General features: G+C 72.9%; 13 protein-coding genes. 6 read left to right on the top strand and 7 right to left on the bottom strand.

The genetic code is table 11. The features are described from left to right. The coding region (locus ACZ46W_RS34885) for a methylmalonyl-CoA mutase family protein (RefSeq protein WP_468346429.1) at positions 1-132 on the top strand (132 nt) is incomplete at its 5' end. Between the two features lie 34 nt (positions 133-166). Further along, the gene (locus ACZ46W_RS34890) at positions 167-595 is read left to right on the top strand and encodes a cobalamin B12-binding domain-containing protein (protein WP_468346353.1); all 429 of its coding nucleotides are present in this window, start codon (positions 167-169) and stop codon (positions 593-595) included. Here the strand turns inward: ACZ46W_RS34890 and ACZ46W_RS34895 are convergent. Next, entirely contained in the window at positions 592-3,108 is a 2,517-nt protein-coding gene (locus ACZ46W_RS34895; protein ID WP_468346355.1) for a helicase associated domain-containing protein, read from the bottom strand. The genes ACZ46W_RS34890 and ACZ46W_RS34895 overlap by 4 nt on opposite strands. Positions 3,109-3,140: 32 nt before the next feature. Between ACZ46W_RS34895 and ACZ46W_RS34900 the strand changes: the two genes are divergently transcribed. Together ACZ46W_RS34900 and ACZ46W_RS34905 are read left to right on the top strand one after the other, a co-directional pair. Further along, complete coding sequence (locus ACZ46W_RS34900; RefSeq protein ID WP_468346357.1) at positions 3,141-3,401, top strand: hypothetical protein; 261 nt, start codon at positions 3,141-3,143, stop codon at positions 3,399-3,401. Continuing rightward, on the top strand, positions 3,401-3,778 hold the full coding sequence (locus tag ACZ46W_RS34905; protein ID WP_468346359.1) for a fic family toxin-antitoxin system, toxin component: 378 nt from the start codon (positions 3,401-3,403) through the stop codon (positions 3,776-3,778). Before ACZ46W_RS34900 ends, ACZ46W_RS34905 begins: the two co-directional genes overlap by 1 nt. 37 nt (positions 3,779-3,815) lie before the next feature. Here the strand turns inward: ACZ46W_RS34905 and ACZ46W_RS34910 are convergent, their stop codons facing one another. The 3 genes from ACZ46W_RS34910 to ACZ46W_RS34920 all read right to left on the bottom strand — a co-directional run bounded on the left by ACZ46W_RS34910 (position 3,816) and on the right by ACZ46W_RS34920 (position 7,753). Further along, positions 3,816-4,856 carry a saccharopine dehydrogenase family protein gene (locus tag ACZ46W_RS34910; RefSeq protein ID WP_468346361.1) on the bottom strand — a complete coding sequence of 347 codons (1,041 nt, stop codon included), beginning with the start codon at positions 4,854-4,856 and terminating at the stop codon, positions 3,816-3,818. Between the two features lie 531 nt (positions 4,857-5,387). Continuing rightward, the gene (locus ACZ46W_RS34915; RefSeq protein WP_468346431.1) at positions 5,388-6,026 is read right to left on the bottom strand and encodes a response regulator transcription factor; all 639 of its coding nucleotides are present in this window, start codon (positions 6,024-6,026) and stop codon (positions 5,388-5,390) included. Beyond that, the gene (locus ACZ46W_RS34920; RefSeq protein WP_468346363.1) at positions 6,023-7,753 is read right to left on the bottom strand and encodes a sensor histidine kinase; all 1,731 of its coding nucleotides are present in this window, start codon (positions 7,751-7,753) and stop codon (positions 6,023-6,025) included. The genes ACZ46W_RS34915 and ACZ46W_RS34920 overlap by 4 nt, the downstream gene beginning before the upstream one ends. Positions 7,754-8,432: 679 nt before the next feature. Here ACZ46W_RS34920 and ACZ46W_RS34925 point away from each other — a divergent pair. Then, positions 8,433-9,203: a DUF2637 domain-containing protein gene (locus ACZ46W_RS34925; protein ID WP_468346365.1), complete on the top strand. Its 771-nt coding sequence runs from the start codon at positions 8,433-8,435 to the stop codon at positions 9,201-9,203. A 91-nt stretch (positions 9,204-9,294) separates the two neighbouring features. On the opposite strand, the gene ACZ46W_RS34930 is transcribed toward ACZ46W_RS34925, so the two are convergent. After that, on the bottom strand, positions 9,295-9,528 hold the full coding sequence (locus tag ACZ46W_RS34930; RefSeq protein ID WP_468346367.1) for a hypothetical protein: 234 nt from the start codon (positions 9,526-9,528) through the stop codon (positions 9,295-9,297). Between the two features lie 299 nt (positions 9,529-9,827). Between ACZ46W_RS34930 and ACZ46W_RS34935 the strand changes: the two genes are divergently transcribed. Beyond that, positions 9,828-10,574: a polysaccharide deacetylase family protein gene (locus ACZ46W_RS34935; protein ID WP_468346369.1), complete on the top strand. Its 747-nt coding sequence runs from the start codon at positions 9,828-9,830 to the stop codon at positions 10,572-10,574. Positions 10,575-10,642: 68 nt separating this feature from the next. Here ACZ46W_RS34935 and ACZ46W_RS34940 read toward each other — a convergent pair whose 3' ends face one another. Both ACZ46W_RS34940 and ACZ46W_RS34945 read right to left on the bottom strand, forming a co-directional pair. After that, entirely contained in the window at positions 10,643-12,118 is a 1,476-nt protein-coding gene (locus ACZ46W_RS34940) for an esterase/lipase family protein (protein WP_468346371.1), read from the bottom strand. After that, positions 12,115-16,626, bottom strand: a complete 4,512-nt coding sequence (locus ACZ46W_RS34945) for an AAA family ATPase (protein WP_468346372.1) — start codon at positions 16,624-16,626, stop codon at positions 12,115-12,117. Before ACZ46W_RS34945 ends, ACZ46W_RS34940 begins: the two co-directional genes overlap by 4 nt. Positions 16,627-16,792: the final 166 nt, after the last annotated feature.

Raw genomic sequence — 16,792 nt, forward strand, 5'->3', positions numbered from 1 at the left:
AAGGCCGCCGAAGGCACCGACAACGTCCTCTACCCCATGAAGGACGCCCTCAAGGCCCGCGCCACCGTCGGCGAGGTCTGCAACGCCCTGCGCGAAGTCTGGGGCGTCCACACCCCCAGCGACACGTACTGAAACCCGCACCCGCCGCCCACCCCGAGGACGAACCATGCCGTCAGACACCCTCCCACCGCTCCGCGTGGTGATCGCCAAGCCGGGGCTCGACGGCCATGACCGAGGAGCCAAGGTCATCGCCCGTGCCCTGCGCGACGCGGGCGTCGAAGTCATCTACACCGGCCTGCACCAGACGCCACGGCAGATCGTCGACACGGCCGTCCAGGAGGACGCCGACGGCATCGGCCTGTCGGTGCTCTCCGGCGCCCACATGACCCTCTTCGCCGAGGTCCTGTCGGTCCTCGCGGAGCAGGACGCCCGGGACATCACGGTCTTCGGCGGGGGGATCATCCCCGAGACGGACATCCCGCAGCTCCTGGACCTCGGCGTGGCCGCCCTGTTCACCCCCGGCACCCCCACCCGCGCCATCACGGAGTGGGTACGGACCCACGTACGCTCCCTCTCCGCCCCTGCCCCGGCCTAACTCCACCGCATGCCGATCGCGGACAGCCGCTCCACCCGCTCCTGCGACAGGGTCGCGGCCCGGGTGCGCTGATTGCTCACCCAGGACCCGAGTTTGACGTGGTGTTCCCGGACGCCGCCCCGGTCGTCCTCCACGGTGACCGTCTCCACGTGCTTGCGGGGTACGCGCAGGTGCCCCTCACGCTCGTAGAACCGGGTCGCCGCCGCGAAGTTGACCGCCCACTTGTCGGCCTGGGAGCGGCGCGGCGGGGGCTTCTCGTCCTCGGCGGCCGGTTCGATGCCGAGGACCTGCTCGCACATCCACTGCTGCACCGTGCTCAGCCCGTCCCAGCCGAGCCGCTGCGCCGTGACCCACCGCCCGAGGTCCTCGCCCTGCCGGACGGCCTCGCCCGGCCGGGTGGGGAGCGTGCCGCCCGCCTCCAGGTGCTTCCAGGTCAGGTGGAAGCACCGCTGCCAGGTGACCGGCCAGGCGGGGCACCACGACGGGTCGATGTCCTCCAGTTGTTCGCGCCGCTCGGCGGACAGCACCGTGGCCCTGGTCCGCAGCGGCGCCAGCCCCGCCGCCGCCCGCTGCTCGTTCTCCATGGCCCTGCGGGCGGCGGCCCGCGCGTTCTTCAGCCAGATGCCGACCGGCGCGCCCTGGTACGTGGCGTCCAGCGGCGCCAGCAGGTGACCCTTCTCCGCCGCCCACGCGCGGGCCGCGGCCAGCCCCTCCTCCCAGGCGACGTCGTGGTGCGACCACACCATGTCCAGCCGCTCCAGCGCGGCCACCCGCTCGTCGTCGAGGCCGCCCCGGGCGTGGGAGCGCCGTGCGTCGGCGATCCACTGCCCCAGCGGGAACCCCGCCAGCGAGCTGGGCCACCCCTCCACCTCCGCGCCCTCCCCGGTGGGCACCCGGTAGGTGAACGGCACGCGCAGGTCACCGTGGAGCCGGCGGTAGAGGTGGGCGGCCTCGATGCCGCGCCGCCAGTGCCCGCGCTCGGGGTTGAGGACGCGCAGGTTGATGAACGCGGCCAGGGCGGCCGGGTCGCGCGGCGTGGAGAACTTCAGCAACCGCCTGGCGGGCGCGCTGACGCCCGCCCACGGCCCGTGCTCCTCCTCGCCCTCGGGGCCCGTCTCACGGCCCTTGGGGGAGCGGCTCTGGGCCTGCCGCTCGGCGAGCTGCTCCACGACGCGGGCGTCGTGGGCGCGGAGGGCCTCCAGCAACTTCGCCAGCCCGCCGTACGCGCGGGAGGTGAGCATGTTGTCCGGCGTCTCGCCCGGCCCGAGCAGGACGGGCACCACCAGCGCGGCCGTCTTGCCCTCGCCCGGCCGCATCCGCAGCGCGCGCCCCACCGCCTGCACCAGGTCAGGCATCGACCCGCGTACGTCCGCCCAGTACACCGAGTCGCAGTTGCGGGTGTCGACGCCCTCCCCGAGCACCCGCACCGACCCCAGGAAGCTCTTCTCCACCGCCGTGCCGTCCGCCGCGACGCCCTCGGCGAACTCGGCGAGCACGCGCTTGCGGTGCAGCGGCTTGTGCTCGCCGCACAGCCAGTCGACCCGGATCGTCCTCGGGTACCGCTGCGGGTCGTCGGCCCACAGCTTGGCGGCGACGTCCGGCAGTCCCGCCGCGAACGCCTCCGCCTCCTTCACCATGTGGTGGAACACCAGCGTGCGGTGGAACCCCTCCTCGGCCGACGCCTTCACCAGCGCGGTCTGGAGGGCCGCCAGCCGCGCCCCGCGCACCTCGTCCGTACGCCCCTCGGCGCCCAGCAGCACGGCGGCCTGGAACCGCGTGTCGGTCACGTCCACGCACACCACCTGGTACGGCGCGCAGATGCCCCGGTCGATCGCCTCCGACAGCGTGAGCGTGTACGCGCGGGCGCCGAACGGCCCGTCGGGGTCGTCCTCCATGCTCGCCACCAGCTCACCCGGCGCGCCCGGTTCCTGGCCCTCGTCCTCCCCGAGCTGCCAGAGCCGGGGCGTGGCGGTCATGTAGAGGCGCCGCAGCGACGGGATGCGGGTGTTGTCGTGCACGACCGCCCACGGCTTGCCGATCCGGCCCGAGGTCCGGTGCGCCTCGTCCACCACGATGAGGTCCCAGCCGGCGAGGCCGGCCCGGTGCGCCCGCTCCAGCGTCCCGAGGCCGAGCGAGGCGTACGTGGCGAACACGGTGTACCGGTCCAGGTAGCGCGTCCACTCCACCAGCTCGTCGGCGCTCGTGGTGTTCGGGAAGGGCACGTCCTCGCCGCGCAGCGAGGAGACCCCGATCACCGGGCCCGGGCGGCCGCCCTCGCGCCAGGCGGCCTCCGTCTGGGCGAGCAGGTCCAGCGACGGCACCAGGACCAGCACCCGGCCCGCCCGCAGCTCCTCCGCGCACCGCACGGCGACGAGGGTCTTGCCCGACCCGGTCGCCATGATCACCTGCGTACGCAGCCCCTGCTCCGGCACGAGCGGCGCGGGTGACTCGAAGGCCCGCAGCACCGCGTCGACGGCTTCCTTCTGGTGGGGCCGGAGCGTCCTCTTCGTCACCGCCTCATGGTAACACCTGTTACCATGAGGTCATGGCCAAGACACAGCTCGGAGCACGAGTCGACCAGGACGTCGCGGAGCTCGCCAGGAAGCGCGCGGCGGACCTCGGACTGAGCATCGGCGACTACCTCGCCCGCCTCGTCCACGACGACGCCAGCGGCCTGCGCGCCCGCGCCGTCGAGGCGGCCTCCCGCTTCCTCGCCGAGCACCGGGACGTCTTCGACGAGGCCGAGGACGCCCAGCGCCCGGACCAGGACGCCCAGCAGCCCCGCCCGGGAGCGCACGCCGCCTGATGGACCTGCACATCGACGTCCCCTGGATCCTGCAGGTCGCCGAGGCGGCGGGGGCCGACGACCCCGCCCCGGACGACTACGGCGTCCCCGTCGCCGCGGTCGCGCGCCACCGCGCCGAGCTGTTCGAGCAGCCGGTTTACGACGGCCCCTACGCCAAAGCGGCCGCCCTCGTCCACACCCTGGGCCGCTGCCGCTGGCTGGAACGCTCCAACCTGGCCGTCGCCGCCGCCACCGGCGTCATGTACCTGGAGGCCGCCGGCATCCGCGTCAAGCCCACCCGCGACGACGCCATCGCCCTGCGCGACCTCCTCCTCGCCCCCACCTGCACGGCCGCCCGCATCGCCACCCTGCTGCGCTCCTGGCCCACGGCCACCTAGCCGGCACCCCTCACGGTCAGGAGGCCCGGCCGGCCCCCTAGGGCGTCCGGTCGCCGAGCCGCCACAGGGCGACACCGTGCTCCGCCAGCGCCTCCGGGAGCGAGGCCAGGGCGGGGAGCTGCTCGATGTGATGGACCCCCGGCGGCGGGCCGCCGGTCAGCAACTCCCGGGCGACGTGGGCCGTGACCAGCCCGGTGACCCGGCTCTGCGCCCGTCCGGTGAGCGCGTACGCCGCATGCCGGTCCCCGCGCCGCGCGTCGGCCCGCACGGCGAACCCGTCGTCCCCCACGTGGACCCGCCCGAAGGCGGCCGTCAACGCCCGCCGCACCGCGGGCCGGTGGACGCCCCGCAGCAGCCCGGCCCGCCGCGACCCGAACAGCATGGCGGTGAGCGGCCGGGAGTCCAGGCACAGACGGGTCGTCACCCCGGCGACGCCGAGGGTGCGGGGCAGGGTGTGCTGGTCGGAGAACGGGAACCAGTGCGCGGTGCGCGTGCCGTACCCGGGCAGGCCCGTCCGCGCCGGACCGGCCTCCGGGGCGCGGGCCAGCCCCTCGACCGTCCAGCGGACCGCGTCGCCGCCGTGCCGGTCGCCGGTCCCCAGGAGGACCGTGAGGTCGACGTGCTCGGCGCCGCCGACGGCCTCGTGCGCCCGGCGGGCGAGGAGGTTGGTCAGCCCGGGCGCGACGCCGACGCTCAGCACGGCGGTGGCGCCCGAACCGGCCGCCAGGCCGTGCAGGTCCGCCACGTCGTCGAGCAGCCGGGGCGTCGCGGAGATGTCGACGACGTGGACGCCGCTGCCCAGGCACACCCGCGCCACGCCGGCGTCGGGCGGCTCGGCGCACAGCACCACCGCGGCCACGTCGCCCAGTTCCTCCAGCGTCCGCCCAAAGCCGGCCGGGTCGGTGAGGTCCACCCGCACCCCGCCGAGTCGCCGCGCCCTGTGCGGGTCGCGCCCCGCGACCACCACCCGGCCGGGGAACCAGTCGCCGAGCGTCGCGCTCACCGTCGCGCCGACGGCGCCGTAGCCGCCGACGACGAGGACGCGCCCGCCGTTCCCGCCTCGTTTCACTGTAGTCATGCTCCAATGAAATACCGTCGTACCCGGCGGCGGACACCCGACCCCGCCTTCCGGTCCTTCGGGTGCCGTGGCGCGATGTGCTCTCAGGGGCTGCCCCGATGCCCCGCGCCGCCGCCCGGCCCTACCGTCGAGACCGTCATCGGCGGCCCGCACGGGCCGCTCGTGAACGTGACCGACAAGGGGGACCGACACGTCATGCACAAGCGACTGACCCGCGGATCACCACGGCGCTGGCGGCCACCGCGCTGACGGCCGGCCTGGGGCTGGCCGCCCCCACATCGGCGAGCGCCGCCGAAGGGCGCTGCGGCTACAGCGGGGTCCTCAACACCTGGCGCGCCCCGCACCCGGACACGAGCTGGTGCAATAGCTGACGCACTCCGGCACACCCCGGCCCGGGAACTCAGGGTCAGCCCCGATGCGGGCCGCCCTCCGGCTCCCTACTGTGGGCCGTACGGGGGCAGGACACGGGGGAAACGGGGGAGTTGTCCTGCTGGATGACCGGCTTCCGCCTGCCATGGCGGGAGCCGGTCCTCATGCCCGGAGGTAGGTGAGCACGGCGAGGACCCTGCGGTTGTCCATCAGACCGGGTTCCAGGCGCAGCTTGGTGAACACGCTGCGGATGTGGGTCTCCAGCGTCTTCGCGCTGACGCCCAGCCGCCCGCTGATGGCCTCGTTCGAGCGGCCCTCCGCCATCAGGGCGAGCACCTGCCGCTCGCGCGCGGTGAGCCCGTCCAGCAGACTGTCGGCGCGCCGGCGCGCCAGCAGCCGGGCGACGATCTCCGGGTCGACGGCGGACTCCCCGGCGGCCACCCGTTTCAGGGCGTCGTACAACTCGTCCGCGTCGGCCACCCGTTCCTTGAGGAGGTACCCGAAACCCCGGGGCTCGCGCGCCAGGACCTCGACGGCCGCGCTCGTCTCGACGTACTGGGACAGCAGCAGCACACCGGTGCCGGGGTGCCGCGCCAGGATCGCCTCGGCGGCCCGTACGCCTTCGTCGGTGTGGGTCGGCGGCATACGGATGTCGAGGAGCACCGCGTCCGGCTCCTCCCGGGCCACCAGCGCCAGTACGTCCTCCGCGTCACCGGTCTGCCCCACCACCTCCACGCCGCAGTCCTCCAGCAGGCGGACCAGTGCCTGCCGCAGCAGGGGGGCGTCCTCGGCCACGATCACGCGCACGGCAGCTCCGCCCGGATCCGGGTGCCTTCCCCGCGCGGGCTGTCCACCGCCAGCGTGCCGCCCACCGCGGCCACCCGGTCGGCCAGCCCCCGCAGACCGGTGCCGTGCGACAGCCGGTCGTCGGACGGCATCCGTACGCCGCCCACGCCGTCGTCCGCCACCTCCACCACCAGCCGCGCACCGCCGCGCCGCACGCCCACCCGGATGCGCCGCGCGGCCGCGTGCTTGACGGCGTTGGCCATGGCCTCGCACACCAGGAAGTACGCGGTGGTCTCCACGAGCGGCGACCAGCGGCCGGGTTCGGCGTCGACCGTGACCGGCACCGGGCACTGCTCGGCGAGCGCCGTCAGGGCCGGGCCCAGTCCCGCGCGGCCGAGGACCGCCGGGTGGATGCCGCGGGCCAGGTCCCGCAGCTCCTCCAGCGCCTGGCGCAAGCTCTCCTCCGCCTCGGCGACGGTCCGCCGCAGCGCCGGATCGGCGCCCTGGGGGAGCTTGGCGTCGAGCTGGCGCAGCGTCATCAGGGTGTACAGCATCCGGGTCTGAGCACCGTCGTGCAGGTCCCTCTCCAGTCGCTTCCGCTCGTCGTAGGCGGCTTGGAGAATACGCCGGGGACTGAGCCCCGCGCGCGGCCGCAAGTCCCGTGACCAGAGCCGGACGACCGCACCGGCCGCGTCGAGCAGGTCCGGGTCCTCCCCGAGCGCCCGGTCGTGCTCCAGGACGGCATCGGCGCCCTCGTCCTCGCCCACCGCGACCCGTGTGACGTCCCTGCCCTCGTCCCCGCCTCCCGCGCCCGGTTCGGGCAGGCGCACGGGACGGCCGTCCGGATCGGTGTAACCGCCGTCCTCCGCCCGTACGCCCAGCACCAGGGAGGGATCGCCCAGCGTCCTGCGCAGCATCTTCTGCATGTCCGCCTGGGTGGGCGCCCGGCCCGCGCTCGTCACCAGGTCGCCCACCGACGCCCGCCGCAGACGCATCCTCAGCAGGCTCACCAGGAACACGACCGGCACGGCCACCTGACTGGCGTCCGACAGGGCGGTCATGACGGCGTCGGCCGCGCCGAGGGCCTCCGGGTTCAGCAGGTACAGCACCTCCCAGCCCACGAACGTGAACGTCAGCCCGACGGCGACCCAGGCGGGCAGCAGGACCCTGCGCCGCGCGGGGCTGCCCGTGCGCCACCGCCGGACCAGGGTCAGGGCGACCAGCACGGTCAGCACGACACCGGCCCACCGGTAGGCGAGGTCCACCGCGTCGAAGGCCCCGGGGGAGTGGAGGACGAGCAGGGCGTTCGGACCGCAGTGCGCGCACGACAGGTAGCTGGTCGAGGCGTCCGCCGCCGGGTCGTACAGCATGGCCCGTACGAGACCCCCGACGGCCACCAGCGCGTACCCCGCGACGATCAGCCGGCGCTCGTGCGCGGTGCCGGCGCGCCCGTCGGGGAACACCAGCAACAGGTGGGCGAGGACGGCCAGGTTGAGCGCCTCGCCCCAGGCCCCGGCCGCGAAGAGCACCGGTACGGGGAAGCCCTGGAGGTTGCCCAGGAACCAGGTGAGCCCCTCGGCGAGCAGCAGCCGCCCGGTGCGGTTGGCCGGGCGCCGCACCCACGCCACCAGCCCGGACACGGCGAACGCCCACCCGACCGCCAGGTCGCGCACCAGGTCGGCCGGCTCGCCCCCCGCCCTGCGGTACGCCCACGCGCCGCACCCGCCGACGACGAGGGCCACGGCTCCCCACGGCACGACCACCCGCCACACAGCGGCACCCCGAAGGGCGCCTCCACGCGCCGTCTCCCCCTGCATGCTCCTCCTCGCCCAGCGGTGCCCGCACCATTCTCACCCGGCGGGACCCGCGACCCCGTCCGCCGGACGGCCGGCGTACGTCCCGGCAAACGCCCCGGCGTACGTCCGGCGTACGTTCAGCGAGGGAGAATTCCTTTCAATCTCATTTCTCGTCCTTCCAAAGAAATGATCCCCGGCCGGGTACGAGCGCTCACCCTCTTGGTTACTGCCGTGTCTTATACACGCCACAGGAGCGATAAAAGGCTCGCGGATACACCCAAATGACCTGCTGAAGTCACCCTATTGCCGCGCATCGGGCTCAAGATCCACGGCGTTAGGGCGAACGTGACTACAGAACAGGTACCTGGATCGTTTCCCAACGGCCTCGCAGCGACCATCCGGGCGGGAAAGTGGACATTCACGCCCCGATTTGCCGCCTTGCCCCTGGGGAAACACGCCACTTTGCACGATGAACGTCATTGCATCCCCCTGGAGTACACCTCGGCGGTCCTTGAGGACTTCTTGTTGACGATGAACAGAATCCAGGCCGAGTTCCACCGGCTGGCGTCGCGGGCCCGCGGCCCCTTCGCGGCACACGGCGGTGAACAGCCGGGGCAGCCCCGCCATGTATGAGTCCCACGGCCGCCACGTCAAGCCCCCCGTCGACGTCCCGCACGTCGAGCCGCTGTTCCCCTCCTGGGACCCGGCGGAGGAGCTGGCCAGCATGCTCCAGGGCACCATCCCCCACCAGCACGGCGGCATGCCGCCGCTGCTGACCGACGCCACCGACATCCACACCGCCGGTGGCGGCGGCCCGATGGCCGGACTGGAACAGATCACCGCCGAACTTCCCCCCGTACGGCCTCCCATAGCGAGCCACCGCCGCACGGCGCCCAACAAACGCGTCCTGAGCCTGTTGCAGACGTGCAGCGTCCTCACCGCCGCCATCGCCGCGGCCATCGTCTCGATGGTCAGCCTCTACGGCGGCATGGTCACCTACGACCCCCTGCGCCACATCGCCGAACCCCGCACCTCCGACGCCGTCGTCCAGTGGTGGCCCCTGCTGGTCTACGGACCCTGGATGGTCGCCTCGCTCTCCATCCTCCGGGCGGCCCTCCACCGCCGCCGCGCGGCCCACTCCTGGTTCGTCGTCCTGCTCTTCTCGACGATCGCCATGCTGCTGTGCGTCTCCCAGGCCCCCAGGACCCTCTCCGACGCCGCGGCGGCCGCCCTGCCCTCGATCGCCGCACTCGCCTGCTTCCAGCAGTTGGTCCGCCAGATCACCCTGACGCGCCCACCCCGCCAGACCGCCCCCCGTCACCGCAACGCCCCCACCCCTCCACCGCCCAGGCCCACCCCGGAGGAACCCACCCGAGTGGGTCCGGCCCCCGAGTAGACAGCGGCGCTCCTCGTACCCGGGCGCGAAGGCCCCAGCGCTTCAGGTCAGCCGGGCTCCCGACCGGGTACGGGTGGTCCGCCCCGGTGGCTCACTCGTCGTCGAGGCGCGCCGGGGCGGTCCTCGCCGCCGCGGGCCTGCTCTCGGGCTGCGACGAGGAAAAGGTGGGCCGGCTGGTCTCGCTGAGTACGCGCACAAACTCCTGACGCGCCTTCAGCTCCACGGCGTCGACCTTCCAGGGCCGCATCATCGCCGGTCCAGCCAGGGCTGACATGACCGTGCACGCGGACGCACAGGCGACAAGCAGCCACAGAGTCGTGCTCATCTGCATGACACTCCCTCTCCACGCTCAGGACGCGAAACCACTGTGACGGGATTTGTGTCGCAGGGGTCGCACGCATAACTTCTGCGCATATTCCGGAGTCACGGAAAGGATTGGCGAATACTCGCCACGGGTGTTTGGAGTGGCAACTGAGAAGCTATGGACCTATTTTCGCGTGCACCGGAGCCTGATCATCAATGCCGTTCATCAAGGAAAACGCCAACACGGTGACGCAGAGTCGTCAGCGGGTGAAGATGATCATTCCGTTAAAGGGCCGGCCTCGGCCGGCCGATGAGGGCGGTGTGACTCTCCCCTTCCGCCGCCTGCGCATGATCGCCGCCGGGCTGTTCGCCGCTTTGTGCGTCATGGCCCCGGGCACACCGGCCGTGCCGGCCGACACCGACCGCCTCCGGGCGCTGTTCGGGTCGGAGAACCGCACGATCCGCACGGGCGACCAGGTCGTCGCCGTGACGTTCAACGCGGCGTGGAACGACGCCGGCCTGGACCGCATCCTCGGCGAACTGGCCCGCCGTCGGACGCCTGCCACCTTCTTCCTGACCGGCGACTTCGCCGACCGCCACCCCGAAGTGGTCCGGAGGATCGCCGCCGCCGGGCACGGCCTGGGCAACCACTCCCACAGCCACCCCTACTTCAAGGACCTGACGGCCCCGGCACGCACCCGCGAAGTCCTGGCGGCGGACCGGGCACTGCGCGCGGCCGGCGCGGGAGCGGCACGTACGCCGTTCTTCCGCTTCCCCTACAGCGAGACCAGCCCCGCACACATCAGGGAGGTCAACGCCCTCGGATTCGCGGACATCGAGTTCACCACCGACACCAACGGATGGAAGGGCACCGAAGGCGGCATGACCGTGGACCACGCGGTGCGCAGAGCACTCGACGCCCTCCGCCCCGGAGCCATCCTCCAGATGCACCTCGGCGCCCCCGAAGGCCGCACCGAGGTGATCGACGCGTACGCCCTGCCCCTCATCCTCGACGCCTTCACCGCCCGCGGCTACCGCGTCGTCGACCTCCGCACCCTCCTCGGGTGAGCGGTGAGCGGTGAGCGGTGAGCGGTGGCCCCGCGGCCCCTTCGCGGCCCGGCGAAGGGGCTCGCGCGTCACAGCAGGCGTGTGCGGATGAAGTCCGGCAACTCTCCCGCCTCCAGCCGCTGCTCAAGGGCGGCCAGTTCGGCCGCCGTGGGGCCGGTGATGTCCAGGTAGCCGGGGTCCTCGGGAGGCCTTGGCCGCCCGGAGGGCCGGTCGGGCCCGGGCAGCGCGAGGGCGGAGGTCGCCGGCGAGTCCCCGGCGAGGTGCCTGGCCATGGCCGCCTCCGGCTTCACGGGCAGCCGCATGGGCTTGTTGCGGAGGAATCGCCAGACGTCCTCCTGGACGGCCGGAAGGTTGGGCAGGCTGCCGTGTTCGCCGTTGACGTAGCGGGTCTCGCCCACCCACGGGAGCTGGGCGGAGGCGAGGGGGACCCGTCCGTCGCCGTCCCGGTCGGGGTGGTGGGGGATCCGCGTGGTGACGCGGTCCATGTGCTGCCACAGGAAGCCCGCGCGCTTGTTGTAGGCGAGGCGGAAGAGCGTGTTGAAGCCGGTCCCGGCGATGACCGCCATCCGGTCGCGCCGGCCCTGGTCGAGCGAGCAGTGCCACGCGTGGAGGTCGCGGTGGTGCCGGGCGGCGGCGTCGAGCAGGGCCTGAAGCCGCAGTTGCCCGGCCGGGTCCGCCTTCAGGTGCCAGGCCGCGGCGTCGTACGGGTCGAAGTTGGTGCAGGGGTGGTCGTAGTCGGCGGCTTCCCCGGCGCTGCTCGCCGGGTAGACGCCGGCCGGGGCCGGGAGCAGTTGGAGCACGCCCGCCAGCGAGCGGAAGGTGTCGCGCGAGAGGTACGTGCCGAGCAGGACGAGGCGGTCGCGGCCCCACAGGTGGTTCTTGAGGTAGCCCCCGATGGCCGGGGCGCCGTAGTGGGGCGTGCCGAGGAAGACGACCCTGCCGACGTGGTCCCACAGGTCCGGGTGGCGCATCAGCGCGGTACGGACGACCAGGCCCCCCATGCTGTGCGCGACGATGTCGACGGGCACGCGCGCCCCGGCCCCGGTCCGCCGGGCGAGCACCGTGTCGTACAGGCGGTCCGCGCTGATGTGGAGCGGCTTGCGCCAGTCGTAGGGGAAGGCGAGGGGCTGGATGCCGCTTCGTCGTTCCGCCGCGAAGAGGAACCCCTCGTAGGAGGCGTCCACGGCCACGGGCTGGATCTTGAAGGCGGGGTGGGAGTCGCTGTGGCCGTCGGGGGCCAGCGCCAGGCTGTCGATCCGGTCGCGGGAGCGGATGTCCAGCCACCAGATGCCGCCCAGCCCCGTACTGGCGAGGATGCTGCCCATGACGCCGGGCACGAAGACGAGGTTGACGGGTTCGTCGTCGGCGAGGTGGTGCGCCGGGGGCGGCCCGGCCAGAGCGGCGAGCTCCTCGTAGGCGGCGGTGCCGAGCAGGTGGCGCAGCGCGTCCGCGGAGCCCGGGTCACGCACGAGGGCCATGCGGGTGCGCGTGTCCGCGGTGAGGAACCGGTGGGCGATGTCCTGCGGGTGGTGCGGTGTTGTCACGCCTGCCTCGCTCGGGTCTGCGGTGTCCGTGGGCCGGGGCGGTGCATGGCCGCGACTTCATGGGGTTTGGCGATGAAGACCTGGTCGTCGTTGACGTAGCTGTAGAACAGGCCGCCGATGCTGCGGAACTCGTCCCAGAAGAACTTCCTCGTCTGGGCCAGGGCCTCGCCGGCCGCGGTCGGGGCGCCCTTGGCGTCACGGGTGTAGAGGAAGTGGAAGAAGACGCTGGCGAAGCGTGCCGCGAAGTTCGTGGGCACCTTGCACTCGCTGCCGATGTACGCGCGGCTGCCGCGCTCCAGGAAGGTGTTCTGGAGCTCGTTGCTGTAGGTGTGCTCGGCGGCGGACGTCTCGCAGGCGTTGATGAAGATCAGGGGCTTGTCGGTCAGCGGGTCGTCGCCCATGTCGGCGAGCTGGAGCACGTCGCACGCCTCGCCGGTGCTGCCGAAGCGCAGGCTCGGCTTGTTGCCGGCCCCGGTGGCCGCCTGGCAGAAGACGTAGATCAGCGAGACGGGGGAGGGCGAAGGGTCCCAGAGGAACGCCGACAACTGCGCCTTCGGGTTCTCCTTCGAGGCGGGCAGGACCGTGGGCTGCCAGGCGGCCAGCTCCAGCGCGTGCTCCTCGGCCGCCAGCAGGGTTTCGTCGTCCGGCCGGCCGCCCCAGTACATCAGGTGGGCACGGACGGCGTCGTCGTCCAGCGAGCGCGTGGACTCGCAGGGGTGTATGACGTGCGAGATCCGCAGACGGAGGCCCAGGAAGTCATGGGCCTGTACGGGGTGCCCGGGCGGCGGCAGCGGGCCGCGGTACAGCAGCGGCCACGGCACGTGCTGGGGTGTGCAGTCCTTCCAGTGGATGGTGAGCCGGTCGCCGGGCTCCAGCGTCTTGACCAGCGTGCTGAGCTCGGTGTCCTCCGGGAACATCGCCTTGAACAACTGGCGGCCGGCAAGGGCCAGCGCCCGCATCTCCTCACTGCGCGCGTCCGCGCCCCACGCCTTCTCGTCCTCCTCCTTGACGGCGAGCCCGGACCGCGCCGACCAGTCCGCACGTGGCCGGAAGTCCCGCAGGCGCTTGGCGACGTCGGAGGCGGAGATGAGGTTGTACCGCTGCGCGCAGCTCTGCCAGTAGGTGTCCAGGGCCACTTGTGCGTCGCGGACGCGTTGCCCGGCCGTGGCGGACGGCTGCCATGTGGTCATGTCGGTCCGTTCGCGTGCGCCGGCGACCCGCAGGCTCCACCAGGCGCTGGGCGGGGTGACGTACACGGACAGTTCGCGGGCCGCCCGTTGCCAGTCCTGGGGGACGCGGAGGGCCGTCTCCCTGGCGGGCACACGCTGCCGTGCCCGTACCCGCACGGGGCCGCGGTGACGCTGACGGGGCCGTGGGGGACATAACGCGCGCGGCACCGGCACCGCCTCCGGCCTGCCGCTGCCGCTGACACTGCCGCTTCCGCTGTCGTCGTCGGAGGGCACCGTGGCGGGTGGCCGGGGGCCGGGCAGGCCGGAGGCCGTGGTGCGCGGGGGATGCCCGGTGGGCGGCCGGTCCGGTGAGCCGGCGCCTGAGCCGGCGTCCAGTCCGCCTCGCGGCTCGGTGGCGAGGGACTCCTCCACCGGGAACTCGATGGTCAGTTCCCGGTAGGGGTCACCGTCGACCATCACCATGACGTCGATGCGCGCGGTGCCCGCCTGCTGCGGCGTGACGACCACGAAGCGCTCCTCGGACCGGCCGTCAGGCGGGATGAGCAGGTCGAAGTCGACGTTCCACTGTGGTCTGTCGCCCCCGACCGTGACGGAGGCCCGGAACTCCGGGTCGGCGTCGGCGGGCAGGGCCAGCTCGCACGTGGAGGACGACACGATCCACCGCGTGGGCAGTCCGGCGGCGGGGATCTCGTCGGCCGGGATGACCCGTTCGCCGGCTGCCAGGTTGTCCGGGTGGTCGGGCCCCACTTGGAAACAGCCGGTGCGAGGCTCGGCCACCCGCAGCGGGGTGTCGTCCGAGGGCATGTCGGTGAACCAGAAGTTGACGTGCTGGGCGTCCACGGCGTCCAGCTCATGGACCGGCATGACGTCCTCGGCGCCCCGCCCGTGGCCGTCTCCCGCGTCCGGCCGGCGGCCGTCGTCGTCGGGGAACCCGGCGGACCCGGGCGCGGCAGGCGGCTCACCATCACCGCCGTCACCACCCCCGCCGCTCCGCGCCGCACCGCCGGCGGGGATGTCGTCCGTATCGGCGTCCACCCACTCACCGGGCTCGTCGCCGCCCTCCCCGCCGTACTGACCCGAGTGCCGCGCGTGCACCCGAAGGCTGAGGTTTTCCAACTGGGTGAGGAAGTCGTCCGGTTCGGGCACGCTCGCGAGGCCGGCCGCCGACGGCCGGTGCGGGCGAGGAGCCCGTACGGAGGTCTCGCCGGCGCCGATCTCCCGCGCGGCCCCCTGCTCCCGCGCCTTGCGCAGACCGCGCGAGTCATCGGCTTCCGTGAAGAGCTCCGTCGCCTCGTCCAGCGCCGAGACGGCGTCGTCGAAGCGGCCGCTGAGGCGGAGCGCCAGATACAGGCCGTACACCGCCCGTGCCGCCCCCAGCGTCCAGTTGTCCCCGACGCTGGTGCGCACCGCCCCTTCCAGATCGGTCACGGCCCGCCGGAGGTCCCCCTCCGCGATGGCCAGCAGGCCGGACAGGTGCGCGAACAGGGCCTGTGCGCGTACGTCCCCACGGCTGGTCATCCGGTGATGGCCGGCCTCGATGAGCTGCCGGGCGGTGCGGATGCCGTCGTCGCCGCGCTGGAGCAGATACGCGATGACGACCGTGACCAGGTCGGCCACCACTTCGGGATGGTCCGCGGTGTACTGCGTGCAGGCCGCGAGGTTGTCCAGTTCGGCCGCGAGCCACTGCGCGGCCTGGGAGGGCCCGCTGAGGGACGGGGCGAGCTCGGGCAGTGAGCCGCGTAACGCGTCCGCGGACCGCTGCTGCGTCTGGAGCAGATAGGCGGCCGTGGCGGTACGGCGGTAGTAGTCGACGAGCCGTCGCCTCACCTCCTCCGGATCCGCCGGGCCCTCCGGCGCCCCCGTCCCGGCGAACCGCTCCGGCGGGGCTGCCAGGAGGTACGACGACAGCAGGACGTGCATCCGGAAGCGACCGGGGGAGACCTCGGTCAGCAGGCTGTGCCGGTACAGGGAGTCCAGGCACTGGTCGGCGTACTCGACCGTGGTGTCCGCCAGGACGGCCGCCGCGCGCTTCTCCAGCTCCGGCCCCGGGTGCATCCCCAGCCGCCACAGGAACCGGCGCTGCGTGTCGTCGAGCGTGCGCACCGAGGTGTCCAGCACCTCGGAGACCGAGGCGCGGCCACCGGCGAGGCGGGTGAGCCGCCGTGGCGCGCTGGACAGGTCGTCGACCAGGTGCGGCACCTGCCAGGTCGGGTGGGCCAGGAGGACACTGGCGGCGAACACGAGGGCCAGCGGGAGGTTGCCGCACAGGCGGGCGACCTCATGGGCGTCGCCGGCGTCGCTCGCCAGGCCGCGATGGCGCAGCAGGCGGTCGAAGAGCTCGGCGGAGGTGTCGGGTGCCAGCTCGGTCACGGGAACGGACCTGGTCACTTCGGCCGCTTCCAGCCGGAGCCTGCTCGTGACGACGGTCAGGCACCCGGGATACCCCGGGAGCAGGGGCTCGACCTGACCGAAGTCGGCCGCGTCGTCCAGGATGATCATCATGCGCTTGGACGCCAGCCAACTGCGCCACATGCCCGCGCGCCCGTGCACGCTCTCGGGCTGGACGGCCTTGGGGAATCCCGCTGCCGTCAGCAGCGATCCGAGCAGTTGGAAGGGGGACGCAGGCTCGTCCCCGGGGTCGTGCCCCCGGAGGTTGATGAACAACTGCCCGTCGGGAAACCGGTCGGCCACGCGGTGGGCGGTGTGGACGGCCAGGGCCGTCTTCCCCACGCCCGGCATGCCGTGCACCAGGCACACGGACGGCTCATCGGGGGTGTCGGCCACCTCGACCAACTGTTCCACTTCGTACTCGCGCCCGGTGAACGTCGGCACGTCGCGCGGCAGCATCCGGGCGGGGCCCAACCGGTCGAACACCGTGGGGCCGGGCAGACACGCGGCCGAGGCGCCGGAGGCGTCATCCGCCGTCAGAGCCATGGAGGCGGCGGACCCGACAAGTCCCCCAAGCGGTATCACCGGCACTCCCGACAAGCCGCCGGCCAGCGTCGTCAGCAGCGAAAGGCCGGCCGTCTGCGACAGGACGCTGCCCCTCGACGCGATGAGCAGCTCGTTGAGCAGGCGGAGCAGATCCTGGTCGACGGACGCACTGCTCCTGACCAGATCCTGGAGCCGACGCTGGAGCGTGACCGTCAACTCGTGCTCGACCCGGGCGTCGTCGTGCTCCCGGGCGGCGAGAATGAGGTCACGGGCCTCCTCGAGCTCCAGTGACACATTGTCCGCCTCATCGGGCTGAACGTGACGGAACAGCTCCACCAACCGGTCCCGCACCTGCTGCCAGGCGTCGGTTGCGAGGGCCCCCACGACCGAGGCTGACGTCGCGGCAAGAACAAGTGGATCCATCAGGCCCCCGCCCAATCGTCCGTCGTCCCCCACTCTACGAGTCAGGAAGGTGGCCAGGGCTCGTTTCGACAGGTTGTCCAGAAGCATGGTGAGGGAGCCCCGTTCATTTTCGCGAGCGGTGGCGGCG

It is taken from the genome of Streptomyces sp. NPDC031064, assembly GCF_055570965.1.